The organism is Mycetohabitans sp. B3, from assembly GCF_021498065.1.
In the GTDB taxonomy this organism is placed as follows: Bacteria; Pseudomonadota; Gammaproteobacteria; order Burkholderiales; family Burkholderiaceae; genus Mycetohabitans.
Map to the genome: position 1 here is coordinate 1 of NZ_JAHLKN010000032.1, position 25,152 is coordinate 25,152.

At 62.0% G+C, this 25,152-nt stretch carries 23 protein-coding genes and 2 pseudogenes; 5 read left to right on the forward strand and 20 right to left on the reverse strand.

The genetic code is table 11. The features are described from left to right. The 8 genes and pseudogenes from KQH55_RS09315 to KQH55_RS09350 form a co-directional block, all read right to left on the reverse strand. Nucleotides 1–1,576 (reverse strand): condensation domain-containing protein (locus KQH55_RS09315; protein ID WP_235090666.1); only part of this gene is annotated, 1,576 nt, incomplete at its 3' end. Nucleotides 1,577–1,946: 370 nt separating this feature from the next. Beyond that, a pseudogene (locus KQH55_RS09320) lies at nt 1,947–2,874 on the reverse strand (IS3 family transposase); the annotation flags it as partial. A gap of 104 nt (nt 2,875–2,978) precedes the next feature. Then, nucleotides 2,979–3,122, reverse strand: a complete 144-nt coding sequence (locus tag KQH55_RS09325; RefSeq protein ID WP_235090667.1) for a hypothetical protein — start codon at nt 3,120–3,122, stop codon at nt 2,979–2,981. Between the two features lie 3 nt (nt 3,123–3,125). Further along, nucleotides 3,126–4,136 (reverse strand): 4-hydroxy-2-oxovalerate aldolase, encoded by a 1,011-nt coding sequence (gene dmpG, locus KQH55_RS09330; protein ID WP_076786539.1) that lies wholly within the window; start codon nt 4,134–4,136, stop codon nt 3,126–3,128. Then, a complete protein-coding gene (locus KQH55_RS09335) occupies nt 4,133–5,095 on the reverse strand; it encodes an acetaldehyde dehydrogenase (acetylating) (protein WP_235090668.1) in 963 nt (320 codons plus the stop codon). The genes dmpG and KQH55_RS09335 overlap by 4 nt, the downstream gene beginning before the upstream one ends. A 60-nt stretch (nt 5,096–5,155) precedes the next feature. Continuing rightward, nucleotides 5,156–5,923 carry a 2-keto-4-pentenoate hydratase gene (locus KQH55_RS09340; RefSeq protein WP_235090669.1) on the reverse strand — a complete coding sequence of 256 codons (768 nt, stop codon included), beginning with the start codon at nt 5,921–5,923 and terminating at the stop codon, nt 5,156–5,158. After that, nucleotides 5,920–6,726, reverse strand: coding sequence for a 2-keto-4-pentenoate hydratase (locus KQH55_RS09345; protein WP_235090670.1), 807 nt, complete (start codon nt 6,724–6,726; stop codon nt 5,920–5,922). Before KQH55_RS09345 ends, KQH55_RS09340 begins: the two co-directional genes overlap by 4 nt. Before the next feature lies 1 nt (nt 6,727). Then, a complete protein-coding gene (locus KQH55_RS09350) occupies nt 6,728–6,937 on the reverse strand; it encodes a tautomerase family protein (RefSeq protein WP_076786533.1) in 210 nt (69 codons plus the stop codon). A 141-nt stretch (nt 6,938–7,078) separates the two neighbouring features. On the opposite strand from KQH55_RS09350, the gene KQH55_RS09355 reads away from it, so the two are divergent. The 5 genes and pseudogenes from KQH55_RS09355 to KQH55_RS16920 form a co-directional block, all read left to right on the forward strand. Beyond that, the gene (locus KQH55_RS09355) at nt 7,079–7,975 is read left to right on the forward strand and encodes a LysR family transcriptional regulator (protein WP_076797233.1); all 897 of its coding nucleotides are present in this window, start codon (nt 7,079–7,081) and stop codon (nt 7,973–7,975) included. A 517-nt stretch (nt 7,976–8,492) separates the two neighbouring features. Further along, nucleotides 8,493–9,563, forward strand: coding sequence for a hypothetical protein (locus KQH55_RS09360; protein WP_306666082.1), 1,071 nt, complete (start codon nt 8,493–8,495; stop codon nt 9,561–9,563). 318 nt (nt 9,564–9,881) lie between these two features. Continuing rightward, complete coding sequence (gene leuA, locus KQH55_RS09365; protein WP_076795759.1) at nt 9,882–11,609, forward strand: 2-isopropylmalate synthase; 1,728 nt, start codon at nt 9,882–9,884, stop codon at nt 11,607–11,609. A 357-nt stretch (nt 11,610–11,966) separates the two neighbouring features. Then, nucleotides 11,967–12,218, forward strand: coding sequence for a hypothetical protein (locus tag KQH55_RS09370; protein WP_076786528.1), 252 nt, complete (start codon nt 11,967–11,969; stop codon nt 12,216–12,218). Between the two features lie 284 nt (nt 12,219–12,502). Further along, a pseudogene (locus tag KQH55_RS16920) lies at nt 12,503–12,586 on the forward strand (TetR/AcrR family transcriptional regulator); the annotation flags it as partial. Nucleotides 12,587–12,765: 179 nt separating this feature from the next. On the opposite strand, the gene KQH55_RS09380 reads toward KQH55_RS16920, so the two are convergent. The 12 genes from KQH55_RS09380 to KQH55_RS09435 are packed head-to-tail and all read right to left on the reverse strand — an operon-like array spanning nt 12,766 to nt 25,039. Further along, complete coding sequence (locus KQH55_RS09380) at nt 12,766–13,986, reverse strand: O-succinylhomoserine sulfhydrylase (protein WP_235090672.1); 1,221 nt, start codon at nt 13,984–13,986, stop codon at nt 12,766–12,768. A gap of 29 nt (nt 13,987–14,015) precedes the next feature. After that, nucleotides 14,016–15,551 (reverse strand): amidophosphoribosyltransferase, encoded by a 1,536-nt coding sequence (gene purF / locus KQH55_RS09385; RefSeq protein ID WP_076786524.1) that lies wholly within the window; start codon nt 15,549–15,551, stop codon nt 14,016–14,018. A 36-nt stretch (nt 15,552–15,587) separates the two neighbouring features. Then, nucleotides 15,588–16,094, reverse strand: a complete 507-nt coding sequence (locus KQH55_RS09390; RefSeq protein ID WP_083703693.1) for a CvpA family protein — start codon at nt 16,092–16,094, stop codon at nt 15,588–15,590. A gap of 15 nt (nt 16,095–16,109) precedes the next feature. Next, a complete protein-coding gene (locus tag KQH55_RS09395) occupies nt 16,110–16,805 on the reverse strand; it encodes an SPOR domain-containing protein (protein WP_076797235.1) in 696 nt (231 codons plus the stop codon). A 56-nt stretch (nt 16,806–16,861) separates the two neighbouring features. Continuing rightward, entirely contained in the window at nt 16,862–18,187 is a 1,326-nt protein-coding gene (folC, locus tag KQH55_RS09400) for a bifunctional tetrahydrofolate synthase/dihydrofolate synthase (RefSeq protein WP_076786522.1), read from the reverse strand. Between the two features lie 28 nt (nt 18,188–18,215). Beyond that, entirely contained in the window at nt 18,216–19,088 is an 873-nt protein-coding gene (accD, locus tag KQH55_RS09405) for an acetyl-CoA carboxylase, carboxyltransferase subunit beta (RefSeq protein WP_076786520.1), read from the reverse strand. Nucleotides 19,089–19,132: 44 nt separating this feature from the next. Next, nucleotides 19,133–19,936 carry a tryptophan synthase subunit alpha gene (gene trpA / locus KQH55_RS09410; protein ID WP_235090673.1) on the reverse strand — a complete coding sequence of 268 codons (804 nt, stop codon included), beginning with the start codon at nt 19,934–19,936 and terminating at the stop codon, nt 19,133–19,135. Beyond that, nucleotides 19,923–20,831, reverse strand: a complete 909-nt coding sequence (locus KQH55_RS09415) for a site-specific DNA-methyltransferase (RefSeq protein WP_286137283.1) — start codon at nt 20,829–20,831, stop codon at nt 19,923–19,925. Before KQH55_RS09415 ends, trpA begins: the two co-directional genes overlap by 14 nt. A gap of 29 nt (nt 20,832–20,860) precedes the next feature. Further along, nucleotides 20,861–22,054: a tryptophan synthase subunit beta gene (gene trpB / locus KQH55_RS09420; protein ID WP_235090674.1), complete on the reverse strand. Its 1,194-nt coding sequence runs from the start codon at nt 22,052–22,054 to the stop codon at nt 20,861–20,863. A 48-nt stretch (nt 22,055–22,102) separates the two neighbouring features. Next, nucleotides 22,103–22,822, reverse strand: a complete 720-nt coding sequence (locus KQH55_RS09425; RefSeq protein ID WP_139337383.1) for a phosphoribosylanthranilate isomerase — start codon at nt 22,820–22,822, stop codon at nt 22,103–22,105. Beyond that, the gene (truA, locus tag KQH55_RS09430) at nt 22,815–23,615 is read right to left on the reverse strand and encodes a tRNA pseudouridine(38-40) synthase TruA (RefSeq protein ID WP_235090675.1); all 801 of its coding nucleotides are present in this window, start codon (nt 23,613–23,615) and stop codon (nt 22,815–22,817) included. Before truA ends, KQH55_RS09425 begins: the two co-directional genes overlap by 8 nt. A gap of 11 nt (nt 23,616–23,626) precedes the next feature. Next, complete coding sequence (locus KQH55_RS09435) at nt 23,627–25,039, reverse strand: FimV/HubP family polar landmark protein (protein WP_235090676.1); 1,413 nt, start codon at nt 25,037–25,039, stop codon at nt 23,627–23,629. Nucleotides 25,040–25,152 lie beyond the last annotated feature (113 nt).

Here is a 25,152-nt window from a genome sequence, read left to right on the forward strand (position 1 = left end):
CCTTCAGAATGCCTAATAGGCCAATGATTGCCTCAAGCGAGCGCTCGGCGCACAGCCCCACCACGACTTCCGGACCCACATCTAAGGCACGCAGGTAATGCGCCAGCTGGTTTGCCTTATCGTTTAATTGCGCATAGCTCAGCGTCTGGTTCTCATAGACCAATGCCGTTGCATCCGGCGTGCGCTCGACCTGCGCTTCGAACAATTGGTGAATACACCGGTGCGATGGATAATCCTGTTGTGTCGCGTTCCACTCCATCAGCAGCCGATGCCGCTCTTCAGCATCGAGCAGATCGATCCGGCCAATCGGTTGCGTTGCATTCGCAGCCAGCGCGTGCACGAACCGAACGAACCGACGCTGATGCGCGTCGAGCTCTTTCATCGTATAGCATGCGGGATTCGCGTTAAAGTCGATCCGTAATTGACTGCTGTCCGGGGCCCAATAGACATCGAGCACCAGATCGTCAACCGGACCATTGAGCAGATTATGGTTCGTCGACGGGTAACCATCGAACGATAGATCATAGTCGAACGGCATCACGTTAACCGTGGCACCGAATAGCGCTTGTCCTGGAGGCAGCCCCAATCGGCACCGTAGCGCCTCGCTCGGGTAGCGTTGATATCGGAAGCCGCGCTGGATCTGCTGCGCGGCTTGCTGCAGCAATGACGACAAGTTCATTCCCGACTGGATTGTGAACTGCAGCGGAATATCATGCGCCAGCGTGCCGGGGATGTACCGATCCCCGCCCAAGCGAGCCGTCACTGGCAAGCCCAGCACCACGTCCTGCACGCCGGTCATCCGATGCAAATACACGGCCAGCGCAACTGTAAGAATTTGGGCTAACCGACCTGTATCCGACATAAAGTCCCCCAGCGCCTGAGTCGGCAGGTAAGCTGTCTGGCGCAGCCGGTGCTGCGAGAGTGGTGCGGCACGACTCACCAGCATCGTGGGCTCGGTCCAATCGGCGCATTGCTTGAGCCAATACGCTTCGTCTCGTTCTCGCTGAGCGGCCGCCTGCTGCGCATCGCTGTCCAACGGCTGCAGAACCGAGCCAAACGCACACGGCTCAGGCTTCTTGCCTACGCGCATTGCGCTGTACACTTGCGCGACGCGTTGAGCGATGAGCACAGCGCCATAGCCATCTATGATGATATGGCAGTAACGCTGATACCAAATCCATTGTTCAGAAGCGACTTTCAGTAACGCATAGCAAAAGAGCGGGCCTTGCACGAGATCCACCGGCTGCTCATAATCGGCGCGCATCCAGGCTTGCGCGCTTGTGTAAGGATTAGCCTCTGTATTAAAATCCAACACCGGCATCGACCATGCGGGTGAGCCAATTGCCTGCCGCAGCCCCTCGCTACTATCGACAAATTGCAAACGCAGGTTGTCCATCTCACCGATGACTTGGCACAATGCGGCTTCAAACACAGCCGGATCAATCGCGCCTTTGATCACTGTGTATTGGGCAATGTTGTCGGCTGGAATGTCCGGATGAAGCTGCTGCGCGAGCCAGATTTCCTTTCGCTCAGAAGAAGGCGAATACGTCGCAAGAGGTGTCGCGCTAACAGCCATCAATTTATCTCCAATTTAGGTCAAAAATTTATTTGATTTAAGATACGTGGTTCGCCCCTCCCCCACGTATTGAGGTACCGTCAAGTTTCGGGGGCATATTGTACGTCAGCGGCCTGTAATGTAACCTTTACCCGGCTTACCTTGGCGCAAAATTGCTTATCAGGTGCAATTTCGACCAGGGCTGCATCTTTTAGCTGCTTAATTCGATTAATTGTGCACTGCAGCTATCTTAATGCAATGGACTCCACCCACCCGAACCGCAGCGACATAATCCGTCTAGCCGGGTAGCGAGCGGCGTCAAACCAATGAGGCAAGGAATCCTTATGAATTGCGTAGCTACCGTGATCGGTCTAGGTATTTCGAAGGATGTGCTCACCATCTCAAACGCCGCACGGCGGCTGGTCTCGTCAGCGGCGATCTCGCCGTTGTACAAGTCCAGCACCGGCGAAAGGTCAAGCTTGTGCCCGCCCACATTGAATTCGGTGACGTCGGTCGCCCACTTTTCGTTTGGACGCTGAGCATGGAACTGACGCTGCATCAGGCGCTGAACGGTCTTGTGGTTGATGACTTGCTCAAGGTTGCGCAGCGCGAGCGTGATAAGCCGATAGCCATAGCGGCCCTTGTGCTGCTCAAACAGTGTAAGGATTTTGGTCTTCAACTCAGCATACTTGTCGGCGGTGCTCAGCGCCTTTTGCTGGTAATAAAACGTGCTGCGCACCAAGCCGGCGAGTTTCAGCAAGCCTTCCAGAGGGTACTGCTGCCTTAGCCCGAGCACGATTTGCGCTTTTTGCGTTGCGCTGCTTGTTGCTGCGCTTGAGCCAAAGCTTCGAGCTTTTTTAGATACGCGTTCTCCATGCGCAAGTCATTCAACTCCTCGAGTAGCGCCTAACGAGTGCGTGTGTCGCCATCGGGCGAAGGGGGCGCTTTGGTCGGCTGTTCTGGCACCTTTTGGAGCGTGCTGGCGGGCGTTGCGACAATGCATCTACGCCCCCTCATCATACTGACGTTTCCTCAGGCCGCTGACGGCACAGTTGCGAATATCGAACCGCGCAGCCGCTTCGCGATCTGCTAGGCCTTCGCTACGGATTTGCTGCAGAACAAGCAGCTTGAGCTCTCGGCTATAGCGCTCGTACTTGCGCTTGACGCTGACGGCGCCATGCACCCGGTACCCCGTGTACCCACTTGCGTATCGTCGCTTCATCTACGCCATGCCGACGAGCCATGTCGCGCAGCCCTGCTTGGCCAGATTCATACTCCTCGATGATCGATAACTTGAACTGCTCCGTGTACTTCGCCATGGAAAACACCCCAAAGGTTGGATTGGCGTCCAACTTTTGAGGTGCAGTTCACATCAAGTACTGGCTTTTTCGCAAGGGTGAGGCAGGCTGAGGTGTTAAGCTGTTCAGCGCCGCGGCAACGCATGCGCCTCGTGCAACACATCGGAAATTTGCGCGTCAAACTGAAATCCGAAATGACTAAACATCCATTCCCAGGCTTGGCTCGGCGTGACGTTGTGCAACGTCGGGCCGTCGGTATTCGGGTGCACGGCCTAGCGAAGATCGAGCGCGACGTCGACGATCATGTCTTCCTGGCCGCCCACCATCTTGCGGCGGCCAAGTTCGACCAGGATGTCAACGGTCTTCAGGCCGTACTTCTGCGCGGCCACCTCAGCATGACGCAGAAAACTCGAATACACGCCAGCATAACCCAGCGCAAGCGTCTCGCGATCGACGCGCACCGGGCGGTCTTGCAACGGCCGCACCAGGTCATCGGCTGCGTCCATCAGCTGATACAGGTCACAACCGTGATTCCAGCCCTGCTTGTCAGCAGCCGCGATGAATACCTCGAGCGGCGCATTGCCCGCCCCGGCACCCATTCCGGCTAGGCTCGCATCGATGCGGTCACATCCTTCTTCGACCGCAACCAGCGAATTGGCCACACCAAGGCTCAGGTTATGGTGCGCGTGGATGCCGGTCTGCGTATCGGCGCGCAGCACCTCCTTCAGCGCGCGGAACCGATCACGCACGTCGCTCATGCCGAGCGCACCACCGGAGTCGACCACATAGATACAGCGCGCGCCATAGCTTTCCATCAGCCGCGCTTGCTCGGCCAGCTTTTGCGGCGTGGTCATGTGGCTCATCATCAGGAAACCGACCGGGTCCATGCCCAGTTCTCGGGCGTACTCCAGGTGTTGTCGCGAGACGTCAGCCTCGGTACAGTGCGTCGCCACGCGCACGACACGGGCGCCGGCATCGTACGCATTGCGCAGGTCGTGGATCGTGCCAATGCCGGGCAACAGCAGCGTGGCGATTTTGGCCCTCGTCACGCTTTGCACGGCGGCCTCGATCCATTCAACGTCGCTGTGCGCACCGAATCCATAGTTGAAGCTAGAGCCCTGCAGCCCGTCGCCATGCGCGACCTCAATGCTGTCCACGCCGGCGCGGTCCAACGCTGCTGCAATCACGCGCACGTTCTCCACGCTGTACTGGTGTCGTATGGCGTGACTGCCGTCGCGCAACGTCACGTCGGAGATATACAGTTTCTTGCCGGTGTGGCTCATTGTGCAGTCTCCCGATGGCCGCGCGCCATGCCCGTGTCGAGGCGGCGGCGCGCGATCAAGTCGCCGCATGCAAGCGCGGCCGATGTCATGATGTCTAGATTGCCAGCATACGACGGCAGATAGTGCGCCGCGCCTTCGACCTCCAGGAACACGGACGTCTTCAGGCCGTGCGCGGGCCCGATGCCTGGCACGTTTAGTGGACGCTGCGGCACGATCTCGTCGAATTGGACCTTCTGTTTGAGCCGGTATCCCGGCACGTAGGCCTGTACGCTTTGCACCATTTGCTCGATGCTTTGCTCGACCAGCCGTGTATCGACGTGCTCGGACAGCACAAACACCGTATCCCGCATAATCAGCGGCGGCTCCGCCGGATTGAGGACAATGATTGCCTTGCCGCGCGTGGCGCCGCCCAACGACTCGATCGCGCGGCGCGTGGTCTCGGTGAATTCGTCAATGTTCGCGCGCGTGCCGGGTCCCGCGGACCGACTGGCGATCGACGCGACGATTTCCGCGTAGTGAACCTTGGCCACGCGCGATACTGCCGCCACGATCGGTATTGTCGCCTGGCCGCCGCACGTGACCATATTGATGTTCGACGCAGTCTCAGCATGCAGGTTAATCGCCGGAATCACGAACGGCCCAATCGCGGCTGGCGTCAGGTCGATCACCTGCACGCCATGGGCCTGCAGGATCTCATTGTGCCGCGCATGCGCGGCGGCAGACGTCGCGTCGAACACAATGTCGACGTCGTCAAACACGTCCAGCTCGAGCAATCCATCGATGCCCTGCGCAGTGGTCGCTACACCGAGCCGCGCAGCCCGCGCCAATCCATCGGACTGAGGATCGACGCCCACCATCACACCCATCTGCAGGTGCTTGCCGTTGCGCATCACCTTGATCATCAGGTCGGTGCCGATATTGCCCGAGCCGATAATGGCGACCTTCACCTTTTGCGTCATGCTTGTGCTCCAATCGTACGGTTTCTTGCTAAGTAGCGCGCGCTGCGAAGCATGCGCCACTTAGTCGGCCACGTGGAATCCGGCACTGCCCAGCCGCTCGATGTCGATCGACACATACTGACCCGGCGCGATGTACTCGGCCGAAGTCGCGCCACCCGCCATCACGATCCAACCAGCTTGCAGCGGCTCGCCGGCCTGCGCGGACAAGCGCGCGGCCGCCACCAGCGAACGCAGCGGGTGGCCGAGCAATGCCGCGCTCGAGCCGACTTGCTTCACTCGTCCGTCGATGTTCAGTGTCAAGCCCAGATTCGAGAAGTCGATGTGCGGATCACACCACGCGCCAATCACAAAGCCACTGGACGAGGCGTTGTCAGCGATCACCTCGGGCAACGTGAACTTGAAATTCTTGTAGCGCGAATCGATAACCTCGATCGCCGGCGCGATCGCCTCCACGGCGGCCAACGCCGCAGGGGCCGTCACCTCTGCGGCCAGCGGCCGCTTGAGCAAAAATGCGATTTCCGGCTCCACGCGCGGATGCACGAAGCGCCCGAACGACACCGATGCGCCTTCCTCGAGCTGCATAGCGCAGGTCAGCCTGCCCCAGATCACATCGGACAATCCCATCTGAAGCATCTTCGCGCGACTCGTGAAACCCATCTTCACGCCCACCCTGCGCTCGCCGCGCTCGAGCCGCCGCGCAATTGACGCGGCCTGGATCGCGTAGGCGTCCTCCAATGACAGACGAGCGTCGAGATCGAACTGCTCCACCTCGTGCGCGTCGCGCGCCGCCGTATCGAGCAGTGTGGCGTATTCAGTAATGAAGCTCATCCATGGGCCTCGTTCGAATCACGTTCAAAAACTGCCCGCACGGAACCCACACCATTGATGCGAGCTTGGACAACGTCGCCGGGCACGATCGGGACCATCGGCCCGAGCGCACCGGACAACACTAGGTCGCCGGCCCTGAGCGGCGTGCCCAAAGCCGCCATCGTGCGGGCGAGCCACACGAGTGCGTTGACGGGGCTGCCCAGGCATGCGGCGCCCGCGCCGACCGACACCGGCTCGCCGCGGCGCTCCATCACCATGCCGCACAACCGCATATCGAACGCGGCAACGCTTACCGGCGTATTGCCTAGCACAAAAGCCCCCGACGACGCGTTGTCGGCAATCGTATCGGTGATCCGGATATTCCAATTCGCGATGCGGCTGCCGACGATCTCGATCGCCGGCAACGCATAGTCGATGGCGCGCAGCACGTCCACATGACTGGGACGAACCGCCTCGATATCCTTACCGATGATGAATGCGATTTCGGCCTCGGCCTTCGGTTGCGCGAGCACCGACGTGGGAATCGGCTCGCCGTCGCCAAAAGCCATGTCATCGAACAGCATGCCGAAGTCGGGCTGGTCCACGCCTAGTTGCTGCTGCACCGCGACCGACGTGAGGCCGATCTTGCAGCCGATCACACGCTGCCCGCGCGCGATACGCCACTCAGTGTTCTCACGTTGGATTGCATAGGCTGAATCGATCGACAACAACGGCCAGGTGTCGCGAAGTGGTGCAATGTACTCGCCGCTGCTGGCCGCCGTGCGCAGCGCCGCGGCCGCCTGCTGGATCTGTTGTGGCGTCATGTCAGGCCCTCCGCTCCAGCTGCGCAGCCGCTTCGTCCTTCGTGTGCGCACCGATCGCCCAGTGCACGGCCGGCACTTGGGTTGCATACACACGAATGCTCTGCAGCGGTGCGCCAAGCGTCTCGTGCACCGTGACGGCGACCGCCTTGACGCAAGCCTTGACCGCTGCTTCACTGCGGCCCTCGACCAGCGAGATATGTACGATTGGCATCGAACTTCCCTTGAAATACTGAGTCCGCCAGGCGCGGACGCGCCAACACGGTAATGATCTTGCCCACCGCCGGACATACCGTCCAATACTATTTTTTTAGGTTACGATACTAAAACGGTATGGCATAACGGGATGCGAACGATGGATCTGAAGCAAATGCGGTACTTCCTCGCAGTCGCACAGGAACGCAATTTCGGACGCGCCGCCCAGCGTCTGCATATTGCGCAGCCACCATTGACGCGACATATCCATGCCATGGAGGCGCAGCTGGGCGTCACGCTGTTCGTGCGCAGTGCGCGCGGCGCGCAGTTGACTGAGGCGGGACGCACGCTGCTCGCCGAAGTGCCCAACATCCTGGCGCTTGCCCAAAGAGCTACCGAGCAGACACAACTCGCCGGCCAGGGGCTGATCGGACGACTGGACGTGGGCATCTTCAGCTCCGGCGTCCTGCAGGTGATTCCGCAGTTGCTCGCCACCTTTCATACCGAACGGCCACGGATTAAGATAGGACTGCACAATCTGACCAAGGCCCAACAGCTCGATGCGCTGCGCGAGCGCCGGATCACGATCGGCTTCAACCGGCTGGTGCCGTACGATGACGACATCGCCGTCGAGAAAGTACTCGAGGAGCCGTACCTCGTCGCGCTGTACGATGGTCATCCGCTATGCAGGAAGGAGCGAATACGACTGCGCGACTTGGACGGCGAGCCGATGATCCTGTATCCGAACGCGCCCGTGCATGGGCTCGCCCAAGAAATCGCGGCCGCCTTTGAGCAAGAACGTGTAACGTTGCGGGTGGAACAGGAGGTGGAGGATGTGGTGACCTGCATCGCACTGGTGGCCAGCCGGTTCGGCGTCTGCATCACCACGGCTTCCGCCGCCAACCTGCGCTTGCCGGGCGTCACCTACCGGCCGTTGCAGTCGCGACGCATGCGCCACATCGAGCTCAGTTGCCTGTATCGGCGCGACGACGATACGCCGATTCTGCATGCATTCTTGGACGTGATCCGGCGACGCCGCCATGCCGGCAAGCACTAGGGGTCGTTAACACACAATAAATGTGTTTCCATTTTGATTCTCAAGGGGAATCAGGATAGTGCGCAGACTGATGAGTGACACGCAATAGGCGAAGATCGACTATCTGTTCGCTTTCGACTATTTTATGGTGCAGCATCGCTTCGCGTTGCATGTATCCGACCTCTTACCGAGCTTGCCAATGGACTTTGATCTAAGCGCCGCTTTAAACAACCAGCAGACCTATCTGTGCGCGTTGGCAGCCTGCCCGGCACCCGCCGGCTCGACGCCGCCGCCATTGACGCCGTCAAGCGGTGCCCTGACAGGCAGGTCGGCCACCGGGCCCACCACCTATCAGGACCTACCGCCCGAAGTGATTCAGCGGATCGGTGACTACGTGCCCATTCGAGACATCGGACATTTCTCGGCAATCGATCGCCATACGTATCGTTCAATGCATGACCGGCGGCTTGTCTGGCACTATTGGCAACGTGCTAACCAAGCCACGAACTTGGCGTCAGTCAACCAGCTGCTCGATGAGATGGAGCGCACGCTCCACCAGCCAACGCAGCGGGTCGAGCCCATTGAGTCGCTGCGCCGGCGTCTGCACACGCTGCCGCAGGCCGAGCGCCTCGACGCGTTTAAGCGAGTGTTCTCGGCTGCGGACCGCCTTCCAGAATACGGCGTGCGGATACAAAGGGTAATGCTGTTCACGTTACGTCATCTTTTCGATAACCGTGCATTGTCTGGGCAGGAGTTTCAGGAGGTGTTCGACTTTGTTCACGCAATGGCAGCGCAGCGCGGGCCCGAACAAGAAAATGTCTGGCCGGAACTGGCATACGCATTAGCAACTAGCTGGACTTGCCCGTTCGATGCGTTTCTTGGGTATTATCAGGCGCTTTTATCTCGGTTGCCATCGTTAAGCATGCCTGAGCAAGCGGCATTGATTCCGGTATTGTGCAAAGCATTATTTTATTTTAAACCTAGAGAATGGCGCGTGAACATTCCTGAACTGCATGCGGCCTTACGCGAACGGGCCCGGCAGCTGCCACCGTCTCATCAGGGCGCATCAGTCGGCGCGTTAGCGAGTAAAGTTTGGAGATTGCCGCCAGCGGAGCAATTCACGATCTACGCAGAGCTGCGCGATTGGGCCTTATCGTTGCCCGACGATCAGTGGGGAGCCGCCCTATCGCTGCCAGGTGAGGAGTGGGGACCCCCGCAGTGTTTTCTAAAAGGACTCTATAGGTTGCCGCCCGAACTACGTGCGCAGGAGTTCGCGCTAATTGAGCCCCAGCTGGCGCGCGTACCCGCGGCACAGCGTGAGCAGGTGGCGCTTGGATTGCTTTTCGATATTCATCTCCATAATCTGGATAATGCGCTGGCGCAGCGGGTGTGGCAGCAGGCGTTAAGTCTGCTCAATGGCGTGGATGCGGCAACGTTCTCGCGCTTTCTTTGCAAGCTTCGGGAGAACGGTCCAATAGCTCCGCACTTTCACCAATGGCCATTGGTTAAGGCTGAGATTATCCGCTTTATACAAATCAATCAATTTTCTGAGGCGGCGCTGACACAAATCGGGAACAGTATGCCATGGCTCAAAAGTGAGTTGCCTTAACAGCAGCTTCGGCACGCACAACTTGGCCGGCTGCAACGTCAGTCTGACGCTAGGCTAGCCCTCATTGACATCGCCACGATACTGTGATTCTATTGCTCATATGAACCGCGCACCGATCCGTCTATCGCTACGACTACTAGCCTGCTTGTTCGGGCTAGGTCTGTTTGCGCGCGCTTCATGGCAGCTTCATTAACGAAGCACCCCTGAATCCCCTAATCTGACTACCTGGCCCCGGTAACCGACCGGCGGTCTTGTTCGTCCATGCCTTCCGGTCGCAAATGCCGGCCCGATGTTTTTCAACCCTTGGCGAGACGAACCATGCTGAAAGACCCTTCGATCAAATACCGTCCTTTTACGCCGATCGAGCTGCCGGATCGTGTGTGGCCCGCGCGCACGATCACCCGCGCGCCGATCTGGATGAGCACCGATTTGCGCGACGGCAACCAGGCGCTGTTCGAGCCGATGGACGCCAAGCGTAAGATGCGTCTGTTCAAGACGCTGGTCGCCATTGGTTTTAAAGAGATCGAAGTCGCATTCCCCTCCGCCTCCGAAACGGATTTCAACTTCGTGCGGGAGTTGATTGAAGGCGGCCACATCCCCGACGACGTGACAATCGAAGTGCTCACACAGGCGCGCGAAGACTTGATCGAGCGTACGTTCGCGTCGCTACACGGTGCCCAGCGTGCGATCGTCCACTTGTACAATGCCACCGCGCCGGCATTTCGCCGTATCGTATTCGGCACTGACCGCAATGGCGTACGACAACTGACGGAGCGGGCCGCCCGCTTGATCAAGCAACTCGCGGACGCGGCGCCCCAAACGCGGTTCACGCTGCAATACAGTCCGGAGACTTTTACCGCGACCGAGTTAGACTTCGCCAAGGAAGTCTGCGATGCGGTGTTCGACATCTGGCAGCCAAGCCCCGAGCACAAAGCCATCGTCAACCTGCCCGCTACTGTCGAGATTGGGATACCGAATTTCTACGCGGACCAGATCGAATGGATGCACCGTCACCTGGCGCGGCGGGACTCGCTGATCCTGTCCGTGCATCCGCATAACGACCGCGGCACGGCCGTCGCCGCAGCAGAGCTCGCGGTCATGGCTGGCGCGGACCGGATTGAAGGATGCCTGTTCGGCAACGGCGAGCGCACGGGTAACGTCGATCTCGTGACACTCGCGCTGAATCTGTACACACAGGGCGTCGACCCAGGCCTGGACTTCTCGCAGATCAACGAGATCGCGCGCACCGCCGAAGCATGTACCCAACTGCCTGTACATCCGCGCCACCCGTACGCCGGTGACCTGGTGTTCACCGCGTTCTCGGGCTCTCACCAAGATGCCATCAAGAAAGGCTTCGCCACGCAGCAGGTCAATGCCTTCTGGGAGGTCCCTTACCTGCCAATCGATCCGAGCGACCTGGGCCGTACCTATGACTCAATCATCCGCGTCAACAGTCAATCCGGCAAGGGCGGTATCGCATACCTGCTCGAACAGGGCTATGGCATCGCGCTGCCACGGCGGCTGCAGGTCGATTTCAGCGCCGCGGTACAGCGACACACTGACGACAGCGGCCAGGAGGTCAGCGCCGCACAAATCTGGGCGTTGTTCCAACAGGAATATGCGCGCAACGATGCACCGCTGCGCTACATCGGCCACGACTTGTCCAAGCACGAGGGTAGCGAATCCATCGCGGTCACCGTTCAGATCCATGGCCGCCAGCAGGTTCTGACCGGCACGGGCAACGGTCCCCTCGATGCGCTGATGCACGCGCTGCACACGCCGCTGCGCATCCAGCACTACGAGGAGCGCGCGTTGGCCCAGGGCGCCGACGCGCAGGCCATCGCCATCGCTGAACTGGCCGGCCCCGCCGTATGCGGCAGCGCGTTCGGCGTCGGCATTGATGCGAATTTGACGACTGCGTCGATCCGCGCGGTCGTGAATGGCGTGAACCGGGCGTATGCGCGCTGTGACGCCACAAGGCAACGCACGTTCTTCGATGCCGTACAGCAGGCATCGACCAACGCCGGCGTCAGCCGGGCTGCGTAACGCCCCGGTTCAACGCATGCCCAGGCGCGCGGCGACAATACACTGGGTTTCGTGTGCACTTGCGCCTGGATTCCGGTTCGAGGGACGAGCAGCGCAAGGACCTGGCACGAGCCCTCCCACCGCCGATTTCGAGCAGCCCGACATCGCTTACCCATAACCGTAAACTCGTGCGCGAACTCGGCGTCGCGCGCCGCACACCTATCGTCCGACGCGGCGCGATGCCGCAATGAACGGAAACAATCATCACGGAACAGCACGCGGTACCCGTGGTCCAACCCCGGTCATTCGACATCGCCGCCCGGCGGCATCCCCCTTGCCGGCGGCCAGCATTGTAAAAACCTTGCAGATACCCAGCGCATGAACGCCGATATCGTCAATACGCCGTCACCGCGCAAGCCGTTGTTGCGCCGCCTGTTGAGCCACCATGAAATAGCCACGCTGCTACTGTTGCTGCACGCGCCAGCCGGCGCCCTCGCGGCCAAGCCGGATGTCGCCGCGCTAGCGGAGGTCGGCCTAGTACGTATCGTCGATTCGTCGGAGAGCGGATCGCACGTCGAGTTGACTCCCGAAGGCGATGCAGTGCTGCGCACGTTGACCGCGTCGCGCTGAGCAGCCAAACAGAGCGACAAATGGATTACGCGGGGGCACCGTCCGGCGTGTCGCGAGTACCAGGACACCGACAGGACGGCCGATCCACTCGCGCACGCCGCCATACACGCCCATCTAGACGGAACGTTCGTTTACCGATGTATGTGCGTTATCACACCCATAGCGCGGTGTGGCAAGCATCACACATCCGAAGATATCGGGCCACTACGAATAGTCGAATGGCGCACCGCGCAGTTCGATGCATGCATCGACTCTGACAAGCACTTAATCGGGATGGCGATCCAATGCGCGAAAAGCGGCAAATCCTGCTCGATACGGCGGCGCGTCTGTTCGCGCAATACGGTTTTCATGCGGTTGGTATCGATCGGATCATTGCCGAATCCGGCATCCCCAAAATGACGATGTATCAGCACTTTGCGTCCAAGATGTCAGTTGGTGCTGGACGTGCTGCGCACGCACGCGGTGCAGCGAGCCGAGTCAGTGGCGGCGTTGGTGGACAAGCAGCGGGCAACGCGGGCGCGGCAACGCGAGCCTATCGTGGCGACGGTCAGCCGTTCAGGCCGCGCGCCAGGTCGCGCTTCAGGTCATCGACCCCTTCAAGACCAACCGACATCCGGATTAAGCCTTCGGTGATACCGGCAGCCGCTCGGGCCTGCTCCGTGATCCGCGCATGTGTGGTAGTCGCCGGATGGGTCAGCGTGGTGCGCGTGTCGCCAAGGTTGCCCGTGATCGAGCAGATTCTCGTGCCGTCGATCACGCGCCACGCGTTGGCGCGCATCTGCTCGGGCGAGTCGCCGTTGAGCTCGAACGATACGATCGCGCCGCCGGCACGCTGCTGGCGCTGGGCGAGCGTGTACTGCGGATGCGACTGGAGCCCCGGATAGAAAACCCGGTTCACCGCCGAATGCTCGTCAAGCCAACGCGCCAGCTCAAGCGCGTTGGCTGACTGCCGCTCGAGCCGCACGTGCAGGGTCTCCATACCCTTAAGCAGCACCCATGCGTTGAACGCGGACAGCGTCGGGCCAGCGCTGCGCACGAACGGGAACACCTTCTCCATCAACAACTGCCGCTCCCCCACCAGCGCGCCGCCGAGCACGCGACCTTGGCCGTCCAGATACTTGGTGGCCGAATGCATCACCACGTCTGCCCCAAGCTTCAGCGGCTGCTGCAACGCCGGGCTACAGAAGCAGTTGTCGACGACGAACAACGCCCCTGCCTGCTTCGCGATCTGGCTCACCGCTTCGATGTCCGACACCTCGGTGAGCGGATTCGACGGCGTCTCCAGAAAGAACATCCGGGTGGTGGGCGTCACCGCGCGACGCCAGGCATGCAGGTCGGACGGATCGACGAACGTTGTCGTGATGCCCAGCCGCGGCAGCATTTGCGCGAACATGCCGAGCGTCGAGCCGAACAGGCTTCGGGAACTGACAATGTGTTCACCAGCCTGCAGTACCGACAATACGATCGACAGGATAGCGCTCATGCCGGAAGCAGTCGCGATACAAGCCTCGCCGCCCTCGAGCGCCGCCAGACGGTCCTGGAACATCGATACCGTCGGATTCGTGAAGCGCGAATAAGTGAAGCTGTTTTCGGCGTCGGCAAAGCGCTCGGCGGCCTGCGCCGCGCTGTCGAAACAGAAGCTCGAAGTCAGCAGCAGCGCTTCGGAGTGCTCGTTGAACAGCGTGCGCCGCGTACCGGCACGCACCGCCAGCGTATCGCTGGACAATCCTGGCAGGTCCCCATCGTGCGGGTGGAGAAAATCGTTCATGGGATGACATTCGCCGATGGATTGCTTGCTTATTCAACCGCCAAATGCAAGTGCAGTTGTGAGCGATCGTTGCCTTCGCCGGCCACATCACGGTCCGACTGTGACGCCCGATCGAGCCGCACCCGTTCAAGCTTGCTTAGATACTCGGCCGTCACGTCGCCGGTGATGTAGTGGCCATCGAAGCACGATGCCTCGAAATTCTGCAGCTGCGGGTTCGTGTCACGCACCGCCTGCTTCATGTCCTCGACGTCCTGGTAGACGAGCGCATCGGCGCCGATGATCTGCGCCACTTCTTGGTCGGTCCGGCCGTGCGCCACCAATTCACCGCGGATCGGCATATCGATGCCATACACATTCGGGAACCGTACTGGCGGTGCCGCCGACGCAAAGATCACCTTGTTCGCGCCGGCGTCGCGCGCCATCTGCACGATCTCTTGTGACGTAGTGCCGCGCACGATCGAGTCGTCGACGATCAGCACGTTGCGGCCCTTGAATTCGACTGCCATCGCGTTGAGCTTCTGGCGCACCGACTTCTTACGCACTGCCTGACCAGGCATGATGAAGGTGCGGCCAACATAGCGGTTTTTGAAGAACCCTTCGCGATACTCGATATTGAGCTTCTTGGCCACCTGCATCGCCGCCGGCCGCGACGAATCAGGAATCGGCATCACGACATCGATCTGCATGCCGGGCAGCGTGCGCTTAATCTTCTCGGCCAAGTAGTCACCCATGCGCAGCCGCGCGTCATAGACGGGCACGCCATCGAGTACCGAGTCGGGCCGCGCCAGGTAGACCAGCTCGAAGATACACGGGTTCAGGCTAGGATGCTGCGCGCATTGCTTTGCGTGTAGCGCGCCGTCCATGCCGATGAACACGGCTTCGCCCGGCGCCACGTCTCGTACGAACTCGAAACCGATGCCCTCGAGCGCGACCGATTCGGATGCGATCATCCATTCGGTGCCCTGCGCAGTGTCGTGCTTGCCGATGGCCAGCGGCCGGATACCATGCGGATCGCGAAACGCCAGCAACCCGTATCCGGCAATCAACGCGACGATCGCATAAGAGCCCTTCACACGCCGGTGCACCCCGGACACCGCCTTGAAGATCGCATCAGGCTCCAGCGAGAACCCGGTCGTGGCCAACTGCAGCTCGTGTGCGAACACGTTGAGCAACACCTCGGAATCGGAACTCGTGTTGATGTGCCGACGGTCGATGCGGAACATTTCGTCCTTAAGCTGTTCCCAGTTCGTCACGTTGCCGTTGTGCGCGAGGATGATACCGAACGGTGCATTCACGTAGAATGGTTGAGCCTCCTCTGCACTACTGGCCGAGCCGGCGGTCGGGTAGCGGACCTGGCCGATCCCGCAGTTGCCGGGCAGCGAACGCATGTTGCGCGTGCGGAACACGTCACGCACCATGCCGTTTGCCTTGTACATGTGGAACGTACTGCCGTTGACCGTTGCAATACCGGCCGCGTCCTGGCCGCGATGCTGCAGCAGTAGCAAGCTGTCATAGATCAGCTGATTGATGGGAGACTGGGAAATTACGCCTACGATGCCGCACATGGCATGTCCTTCAAAGAAATTGAATCCGGGTGCCGCTCAGAAATGCACGTACGCTGCAATCGCGGCCGGCAGGAACGGTTTCAGTTCGCGCACGCCGTATTCGGCATAAGGCCTGAACATCGCGTTGCGCCAAAAATTCTGTCGCGGCAGCTCGGTCAACCCGGCGACCGCCACCAATACGAGTACCAGCAGGACGCCTCGTATCAGCCCAAATAGTATGCCCAACGTGCGATCGACACCGCGCAGCCCGCCGGCTTCGGCAAGCCGCGTGATCAGCGCACCGACCACGCCAGAGACAACCAGTACAGTTGCCGCCAAGCCGAAAAATGCGACTAGGTACTGCGTCAGCACACCGCCGGGCCAGTTCGCCGGTACATAGCGTACCAGCGCTGGCGCATAGACCGCGGCGACAATCAACGCGACGACCCACCCAATCAGGCCGAATACCTCCGCCAGCAGCCCCCGCCACATCCCGCGTAGCGCCGACAGGCCGATGACCACGATCACGGCGTAGTCGAAAGCGGTCAACGTCGCGTCTGTCACTTCGTCAGCCGTTCTCTACTGTGTGCGCTTGCTGTCGCCGCCCGAGGTCAGGCCGGCCTCGCGCACCTTCGCCACCGCGGCAGCGGCCGCCGAACGATCGGCGAAAGGTCCGGCGCGCAATAGGATGCGCTCGCTGCCGTCGGACTGGCGCCGGCGCTCGACATAAGCCGGCACGCCAAGCGCCTTCAACCGGCCCACCCAATCCCGCGCGGCGGCATCGCTGTTCAGCGCGCCCAGTTGCACCACGTAGCGATTGCCGGCTGGTGCATTCGGCGTACCGCCGGGGCTCGACGCGTCAAATGACGCATTCGCACCGCTTTGTGCTCGAGCGCGCCCGGTTTCCATCGCAGTCTTGCCGCGCGGCGGCGGCGCGGTGGCCGGCATCACCTCATCGCCATGCGCATGCGACGATGCCGGCGCCGATTCGAGCCGCGCCGGAATGTGGATGGCGATGTCGTCGGTAAAGGGCTTTGGTTGGGAGTCGAGAATCATCGGCAGCGCGACCACGGCCGCCACGACCAGCGCGATCGCACCGACCAGGCGCCGACGCGCGCGCTGTTTCTCAGGCAGCGTCGGATCGAGCAGCATCGCGTCCGGATCGGGGCGGCGCTCGGCACGCTGCTCGCGGCGGCTCGTGCGGCCGGCACGGCTCCCCGCGGTGGTCCGAGACGGGCCCGCGTTGTCTTTGCTGCCGAAGGAGAACAATCCCATATATGGCTCGTGGCGGCGCCGGCAGGCCGGTTTGCCCGGCTCGCGCGCCGCGCGGATCAATGATGCTGCATCTTACGATAGGCCATCACGCCGGCTACCGTATAGAAACTACCAAAGACCACGATTCTATCATTTTCGCCCGCCCGGCTGAGTGCATCCTGATAGGCAAGCTGTGGATTCGCGAACCGCCGAATCGACGCGTCCGAGGATGCGTCGGGATCGCCGCGCGACACACCCAGCGCCACCAATGTCTGTTCGATGTCGACCGCACTGGCCGCACGCGACGTGGGCAACTCGGTTACACACCAATGGTCGACCTCGCCTTTCAAGCGTGCGAGCACACCGGCGATATCCTTGTCGGCCATCGCGCCGAACACTGCATAGGTGTAGGGGAAATAGCCCATGTTGCCCAGATTCTGTGCCAACACCGCGGCCGCGTGAGGGTTGTGCGCAACATCCAGCACGATCGCCGGTTTGCCGGGCAGCACCTGGAAGCGCCCGGGCAGCTCGACATTGGCCAGCCCGAGCCGAATATCCTGCGCGCTGACTGGCAGACGCTCGCGCAGCGCCTCGAGCGCGGCGAGCGCCGCCGCGGTATTGAGTAACTGGTTTGCGCCGCGCAGCGCCGGATAGGCCAGCGCCGCGCGTTTGAGCGTACGGCCGCGGTAGCTCCATTGCTGCCGCTCGCTGCCGGCATGACCCTCGTAGTGGAAATCGCGGTTGAACAACCACAGGTCGGCGCCGATCGACTCGGCATGCTCGACCACGCTGGACGGCGGCAGCGGATCGCCAACGATCGCCGGCTTGCCGGGACGGAAGATCCCCGCCTTCTCGCGGCCGATCTGTTCCCGCGTGTCGCCAAGGTAATGCTGGTGGTCCAGATCGACGCTGGTGATGACCGCACAATCGGCATCGATGATATTCACCGCGTCGAGCCGGCCGCCCAGGCCGACCTCTAAAATCACCGCATCGAGCTGGCGGGATGCGAACAAGCGCATAATCGCCAGCGTCGTGAACTCGAAGTAAGTCAACGACACCGGCTCGGGCAACGACAACCGTGCAGCCTCGATCGCTTCAAAATGCGGCAGTAGTTCGTCATCAGTCGCATTGCGGCCATCCACACGCGCGCGTTCGTTGAACTCGAGCAAGTGGGGCGACGTGTGGCACCCGACATGATAGCCGGCACGCAGCAGAATCGCTTCCAGAATCGCGCACGTCGATCCCTTGCCGTTGGTGCCGCCCACGGTGATCACCGGACAGTCGAACTGCAGGCCAAGCGCCGCTTTGACGCACCCAATGCGTGCCAGCCCCATGTCGATACCGACCGGATGGGCGGTTTCCAAATGCGTGAGCCAATCCTGAAGCGTGGCGAAAACAGTCATGACAGCCCCATTGCTAAACGCCGCCGTTTCACGCGACCGCGTCCGCCGGCTGGTGCGTCAACAGCGCGATCAGCCGGGCAATTTCCTCGCGCATCTTGCGCCGATCCACGATCATGTCAATCGCACCTTTTTGCAGCAGAAATTCCGAACGCTGAAAGCCCTCTGGCAGTTTCTCACGCACCGTCTGCTCGATCACACGCGGGCCGGCGAAGCCGATCAGCGCGCGGGGCTCGGCAATCACGACATCGCCCAGGAACGCGAAGCTAGCCGACACGCCGCCCATCGTTGGGTCGGTCAGCACCGAGATGAACGGCAGCTTGGCCTCGGAGAGCTTGGTGAGCATCGCTGTGGTCTTGGCCATCTGCATCAGCGATAGCACGCTTTCCTGCATCCGCGCGCCGCCCGATGCGGCAAAGCAAATAAACGGGACCTGCTGCTCGAGCGCGTTCTTCGCCCCGCGCACGAAGCGCTCGCCAACGACCGAGCCCATCGAGCCGCCCATAAACGCAAACTCAAAGCAGGCGACCACTACCGGCAACGTGTGGATCGCACCGCCCATCACGACCATCGCGTCGGTCTCGCCGGTCTCGTCCATCGCGTCCTTGAGCCGATCCGGATATTTACGGCTGTCCTTGAACTTCAGCGCGTCGACCGGCACGATCTCCTGGCCGATCTCATAGCGACCCTCCGGATCGAGCAACACGTCCAACCGCTCGCGTGCCCCCATCCGCATGTGGTGATCGCACTTCGGACACACGTGCAGGTTGGCCTGCACATCATTGCGGTAAAGCACCGCTTCGCAGTTCGGGCACTTGACCCACAGTCCTTCCGGGATGCTCTTGCGGCTGCGCGGATCCGTTTGCTTGATCTTCGGCGGCAGCAGTTTATCCAGCCAACTCATGAAAGCTCCTCGATGCGTAGTTTCGTCGCGGCATACCGCCGGGTTCAGGCTGCGTGGTCCAGCGCGTGCCGCACCTCGGCGACAAACGCCTTGAGTACGTGCGCAGCGTCCTGCCCGGGTGTCTGCTCGAGCAGTTGGACAATGCGGCTACCGATCACGACCGCGTCGCTAACCTCGGCGACCGCACGGGCCATGGCGGCATCGCGAATGCCGAAACCGACTCCGATCGGCAAAGGCACCCGCGCCTTGATGGTCGGCATTTTACCTGCGATGCTGGAAACGTCGAGATTTGCCGCACCGGTCACGCCCTTGAGCGACACATAATAGACATAGCCGCTCGCCACGCGCCCCACCGCGGCAATGCGCTCTTCAGTGGACGTCGGCGCGAGCAGGAAGATCGGATCGATGCCGTAGCCACGCATCGCGTCGGCGAATTCGGCAGTTTCCTCGGGCGGATAGTCGACCACCAGCACGCCATCGACGCCGGCCTCACGCGCCGCGGCGCCGAACGCCTCGCGCCCCATCCGCTCAATCGGATTCGCGTATCCCATCAGCACCACGGGTGTATCACGGTCGCGCTCGCGAAACACGCGCACGTCGTCGAGCACGCGCCGCAGCGTGATACCGCGCGCCAGCGCCCGCTCGGACGAGCGCTGGATCACGGGGCCGTCGGCCATCGGGTCCGAGAACGGCACACCAAGCTCGATCACGTCGGCGCCACCAGCAGCCAGCGCGTGCATGAACTCGACGGTGCGCGCCGGATCCGGATCGCCCGCGGTCATGAATGGAATCAGACCCTTGCGTCGAGCGCGGGTCAACGCCGCAAACTTCGTTTCAATTCGGGACATGGGATGAAGTCTCGTCTAAGATCGCGCGGTCTGCCTCCAGCGCAGCCAATCGCCGGCGAGCAAGCGCGCAGTATTCAGGATTGATCTCGTAGCCGACAAAGCGGCGCTGGTGCCGCGCGCAAGCCACCGCGGTGGTGCCACTGCCCATGAACGGATCGAGCACCAAACCGCCCGGCGGGCAGCTGGACAGCACCATTCGCTCGATAATCTCCAGCGGCTTTTGCGTCGGATGCGCGACGCGCTCGCCATGCTGGCGATGCAGGCGCGACACTGACCAGACGTCCTTCGGGTTATAGCCGAGTTCGAGCCATTTGCTACCTTCGAAAAGGCGCCGCGAGCGGGCCTTCTTCGTGACAGGATCGTACGGGATACGCACCGAGTCTAGGTCGAAGTAATAGTCCTTCGACGCCGCGAAAAAGCCGATGTTGTCGTGCACCGACGTGAACCGGCGCGTCGTGCCGCCCATGCTCGGCACGCGCCGGTCCCAGATAATCTCGTTGATCATCGTGAGCCGGCGCTTCAAGAAGCAGAAGATTTCCGGCGCGTATTGCCACGTGCAGAATACATACAGTGAGCCGCTCGGCTTAAGCTTCGGAATGGCCAGCTCGAGCCAGCGGCAGGTCCACGCGATGAAATCCTGGCCGTTGCGTTTGTCCGAATCGTTGCCATAGTCCTTGCCCAGCCCGTATGGCGGGTCGGCCAGAATCAGGTCGATCGACTGGTCAGCTAGGCTGCCCACGTCGGCAACGAAATCGCGATTGCGTAACGCAATCCCCGGCGGGATGGCGCGCGGATGCAGTGCATCGAGCGCCAGCGCGAAGTCACACCCGCCGTCGGCCGGCTCGCCGTGATCGTCGTCCGGTCCGGCTCGTTCGCTCAGTTTGTCGCCGTGCATCGTGATCGGTGTCGTATCGCGCGGCACGCTCAAACCGCAATGCCGGCGCGCTCAGCCACCGTATGCATATCCTTGTCGCCACGTCCCGACAGGTTCACCAGCAGCAGCTTGTCGCGCGCCAAGCTCGGTGCAAGCTTCGCTGCATACGCAAGCGCGTGGCTGGACTCGAGCGCGGGAATGATGCCCTCGATGCGGCAGCAGTCGTGAAACGCCTGCAGCGCCTCATCATCGGTGATCCCGACGTACTGTGCACGGCCGGTATCGTGCAGCCACGCATGTTCCGGCCCGACACCCGGATAGTCCAGCCCCGCGGAGACCGAATGCGTATCGATGATCTGCCCGTTTTCGTCCTGCAACAGATAGGTGCGGTTGCCATGCAGCACGCCGGGCGTGCCGCCGATCAGCGACGCCGCGTGCCGGCCGCTGCCCAGTCCATCGCCGGCCGCCTCTACGCCGATCAATTGCACCGCCGTGTCGTCGATGTAGGGATAGAAAATGCCCATCGCATTCGAGCCGCCCCCCACACACGCGATCACCGCGTCCGGCTGACGACCGACCAGCTCGGGCATCTGCACGCGGCACTCGTCGCCGATTACGCGCTGAAAGTCACGCACCATCATCGGATACGGATGGGGGCCGGCCACGGTGCCGATGATGTAAAACGTATTCTCGACATTCGTGACCCAGTCGCGCATCGCCTCGTTCAGCGCGTCCTTCAGCGTGCGCGAGCCCGAGTCAACCGGCACGACGGTCGCGCCAAGCAGCTTCATCCGGTAAACGTTCGCCGCCTGCCGGCGCACATCCTCGACGCCCATGTACACCACGCATTCCATGCCAAGGCGCGCGGCGATCGTCGCCGTGGCCACGCCGTGCTGGCCGGCGCCCGTCTCCGCGATGACGCGCGGTTTGCCCATACGGCGCGCCAGCAACGCCTGGCCGATCACGTTGTTGACCTTATGCGCGCCAGTGTGATTCAAGTCCTCGCGCTTCAAGTAAATCTGCGCACCGCCGAGCAGCTCGCTCCAACGCTGTGCGTGATAGATCGGCGACGGACGGCCGACGAAATGCTTCAACTCGCGCGCATATTCGTTGACGAACTCGGGATCCTGCCGGTATTGGTCGTACGCGTCGCGCAGTTCAGCGAGCGCATGAACCAAGGTTTCGGCGACGAACACGCCACCATATGGGCCAAAGTGGCCACGTTCATCAGGCAAGTTGTGCATTGCGTCACTCTCGTCAGACAGGGCCCGCGCATCACGCGAGCCCACTGTTCACCAGGCGCCCATCGCCGCCGCTGCCACATCTGCGGCCCGCACGGCATCGACGAACGCCGCCATTCGGGCATGATCCTTCACGCCCTTTGCACCCGGCACTTCGATGCCACTGGACACATCCACGGCATACGGGCGCACCCGGTGGATGGCGTCAGTTACGTTTTGCGCGTTCAACCCACCACTCAAAACGGCCTGACGCGCGATATCTGCTGGAATAAGTGACCAATCGAAAACCTTTCCGCCTCCGCCATAGCCGGCGACCAGCGTATCGAGCAGCAAGCCCGTCGCGCAAGCATAGTTGACCGATAATTCTACCAAATCAGCCGGCTGGGTAGCCGGTCCGACACGTAGGGCGCGCAGCCAGCGCAGGCCCGCGCGCCCCGCCAATGCAGCGCAACGCTGCGGCGTCTCGTCGCCGTGAAATTGCACCATGCCAAGCGGCACCGCGTCGAGCACCTGTTCGAACAGCGCGTCGTCGGCATTAACGAACAGCCCCACCACGGTCATGAATGCCGGGACTCGGCGCGCCAGCGCGGCGGCAATCTCGATGCTCACACAACGCGGGCTGGGCGGATAGAAGACCAGTCCAATCGCATCGGCACCCAGTGCGACCGCGCAATCGACGTCTTGCGCGGTGGACAGGCCACACAGCTTCACGCGCGTGCGCCGCGCACGGCAGGCCGGCGCGGCGGCCCTGGTGGTGGCGGGCTCAGTCACGATGCCATACCTCGCTGAACGGCAAACTGGCAAGATTGGGCGGCGGCACGCCGAAGTCGTCAGGATACCCCACCTGCGTCAGATACAGGCCATCCGGCATGAACGTCGGCGCCGCGTGCTTGCGCTCGCGAGCGGCTAGCACTTCGGCCATCCAATGGGCCGGATGCCTGCGCCGTCCCACCGACACCAGGCAGCCCATAATGTTGCGCACCATGTGGTGCAGAAACGCATTCGCGCGAAAGCGCAAATGCACGAACGGCCCATGCTCGACGATATCAATCGCATACAGGTGCTTGACGGGCGTCTTCGCCTGGCAATCGGACGAGCGAAACGACGAAAAATCGTGCTCACCAATCAAATAACTGGCGGCCTCGCGCATCATCTCGACATCCAGCGCCGTATGAACCCACCCGGCGCGCCCCGCGAGCATCGGCGAGCGCACGGGATGCACATACAGCACATAGAAATACGTGCGCTCGAATGCCGCAAAGCGCGCATGAAAAGTCGGCGGCATCGGCTTGGCCCACTGCACCGAGACACTGGGCGGCAAGAACGCATTGACTCCACGAACCCACGAAAATTCTGCTCGGTCGAGCTGTGTATCAAAATGCACGACTTGACCGAGCGCATGCACACCCGTGTCGGTACGGCCGGCGACAACCGTGGGCAGCGGCACTTGCGCGAATTGCTCCAGTGCACACTCGAGCACGTTCTGCACCGTATTGCCGTGCGGCTGCGCCTGCCAGCCGCAAAATGCGGCGCCGTCATACTGAAGTCCCAGCGCGATGCGCATCGCCACCCCACTCAAAGCGGCGTAAGCACGGCGTGCAGCTTCCGCGCCTCGTCCAGCGTCGTCGACTCGTTCGACGCGATGACTTCACTGACCAATGCGCGCGCGCCCGCCGCATCGCCCAACTCCATGTATTCGACGGCCAGGTCGAGCTTGTTACGGGCGATCGCGGCGAGTTCGTCCGGCGTCGACACGACGCACGGTTGTTCGGCCAGCGGCGGCAAATTGAGATCAAAATCGAGGTTCAGTGCGCCGAAAGGGGCGGCACCGACGCCGGGCGGCGACGCAACGGAGGGTGGCGAGGCCATCGGTGCGTCGCGCTCAACGGCAGCAATTGCCGCATCGTTCGCGCTCGACGGCGTGGACGACAGCGGCGGCAGCGACAGCTCCAGCGATGCCAGCGCGGCAGCGGCGTGTGCCGGAAAGTCGGGCGCTAGCGGCGTTTGCCGCTCCCCAGCGTGCGTTGCTGTGACAGTCAGCGATTCGGCTGCTGAGGCGGCTAAAACAACACTCGATGACGGCGGCGCAGCGTTCGGACCGTGCTCGACCGTGTCACCGCGCGACAACGCGTCGTGCGCTCCGGCGGCGGAAACGGCCCTAGGCAGCAGGCCGGCCTGACCAGCGTCACTGGTCGGGCTTTCGCACGCCGTGTCAGCGGCATGGGCTGCCGCGCCGTCAGACGGCTCAGATCCGGTCCGCATCGCCAAGACGCGATGCGGCAAGCCATCATCCGGCGCACGCGCCGCACCCGCTCGAGTCTCTTCGCGTGGGCCAACGCCTTGTGCACCGCCCATGTCGCCGTTAGCTGCCGTGCGCCGCCGTCGTCGCACCAGTGCACTCAGCAACCCCACCAACAGGACCGCCAGCACAGCAGCACCCGCCGCGATCGCCGACGACAGACGTAGTGAGGCACCCGTGCGGGCCGACGCGTGGTCCGTACCCTGGCTCGCCGCCACGGTAGGTGTCGAAACCGCCCGCGCCGCAGATGAGGACGCGGCGCCACCCGGCGCGGCCGTGCCCGACGCCGCGGGCGGCAGTGCATTGCCGGCGCCCGACGCGGCCATCGCCGACGCCCCGGTCGTCACCGTCGCCGCCGCGTCGTCTGGTACGCGGATCACCGCGCCGATCTTCAAGCGGTTCGGATCGCGCCCCATGAACGCGCTGGGATTGGCCTCGAACAGCAGTGCCACCATCCTGTCACGCATCGCCCGGTCGTTGGACTGGACCACAGCACTGGCTATGTCGTTCAGCGATTGGCCGGGCTTGACGACAAAACGATTGGGGCCTGCGCTCTCGGCAACCGACGCGCCGCCCGTGCCGTCCGCGCTGGTATTCGTTCCGGCTGCCGCCGCGCCCGGCGGCAACACCGCAACCATTGCCGCCACCACCACAGCGCACGCGCGCGCGCCTCCTGCTCGAACAGTCATTGATACTCCTGCAGCGCCACAATGCGTGCTAACCTGAGCCGCCGTTGGCCTGTGCCACACGCCGACGCCGATCCCAGTCGGCTTTTGATCACAAAAGCAGAATCTTAAAACGA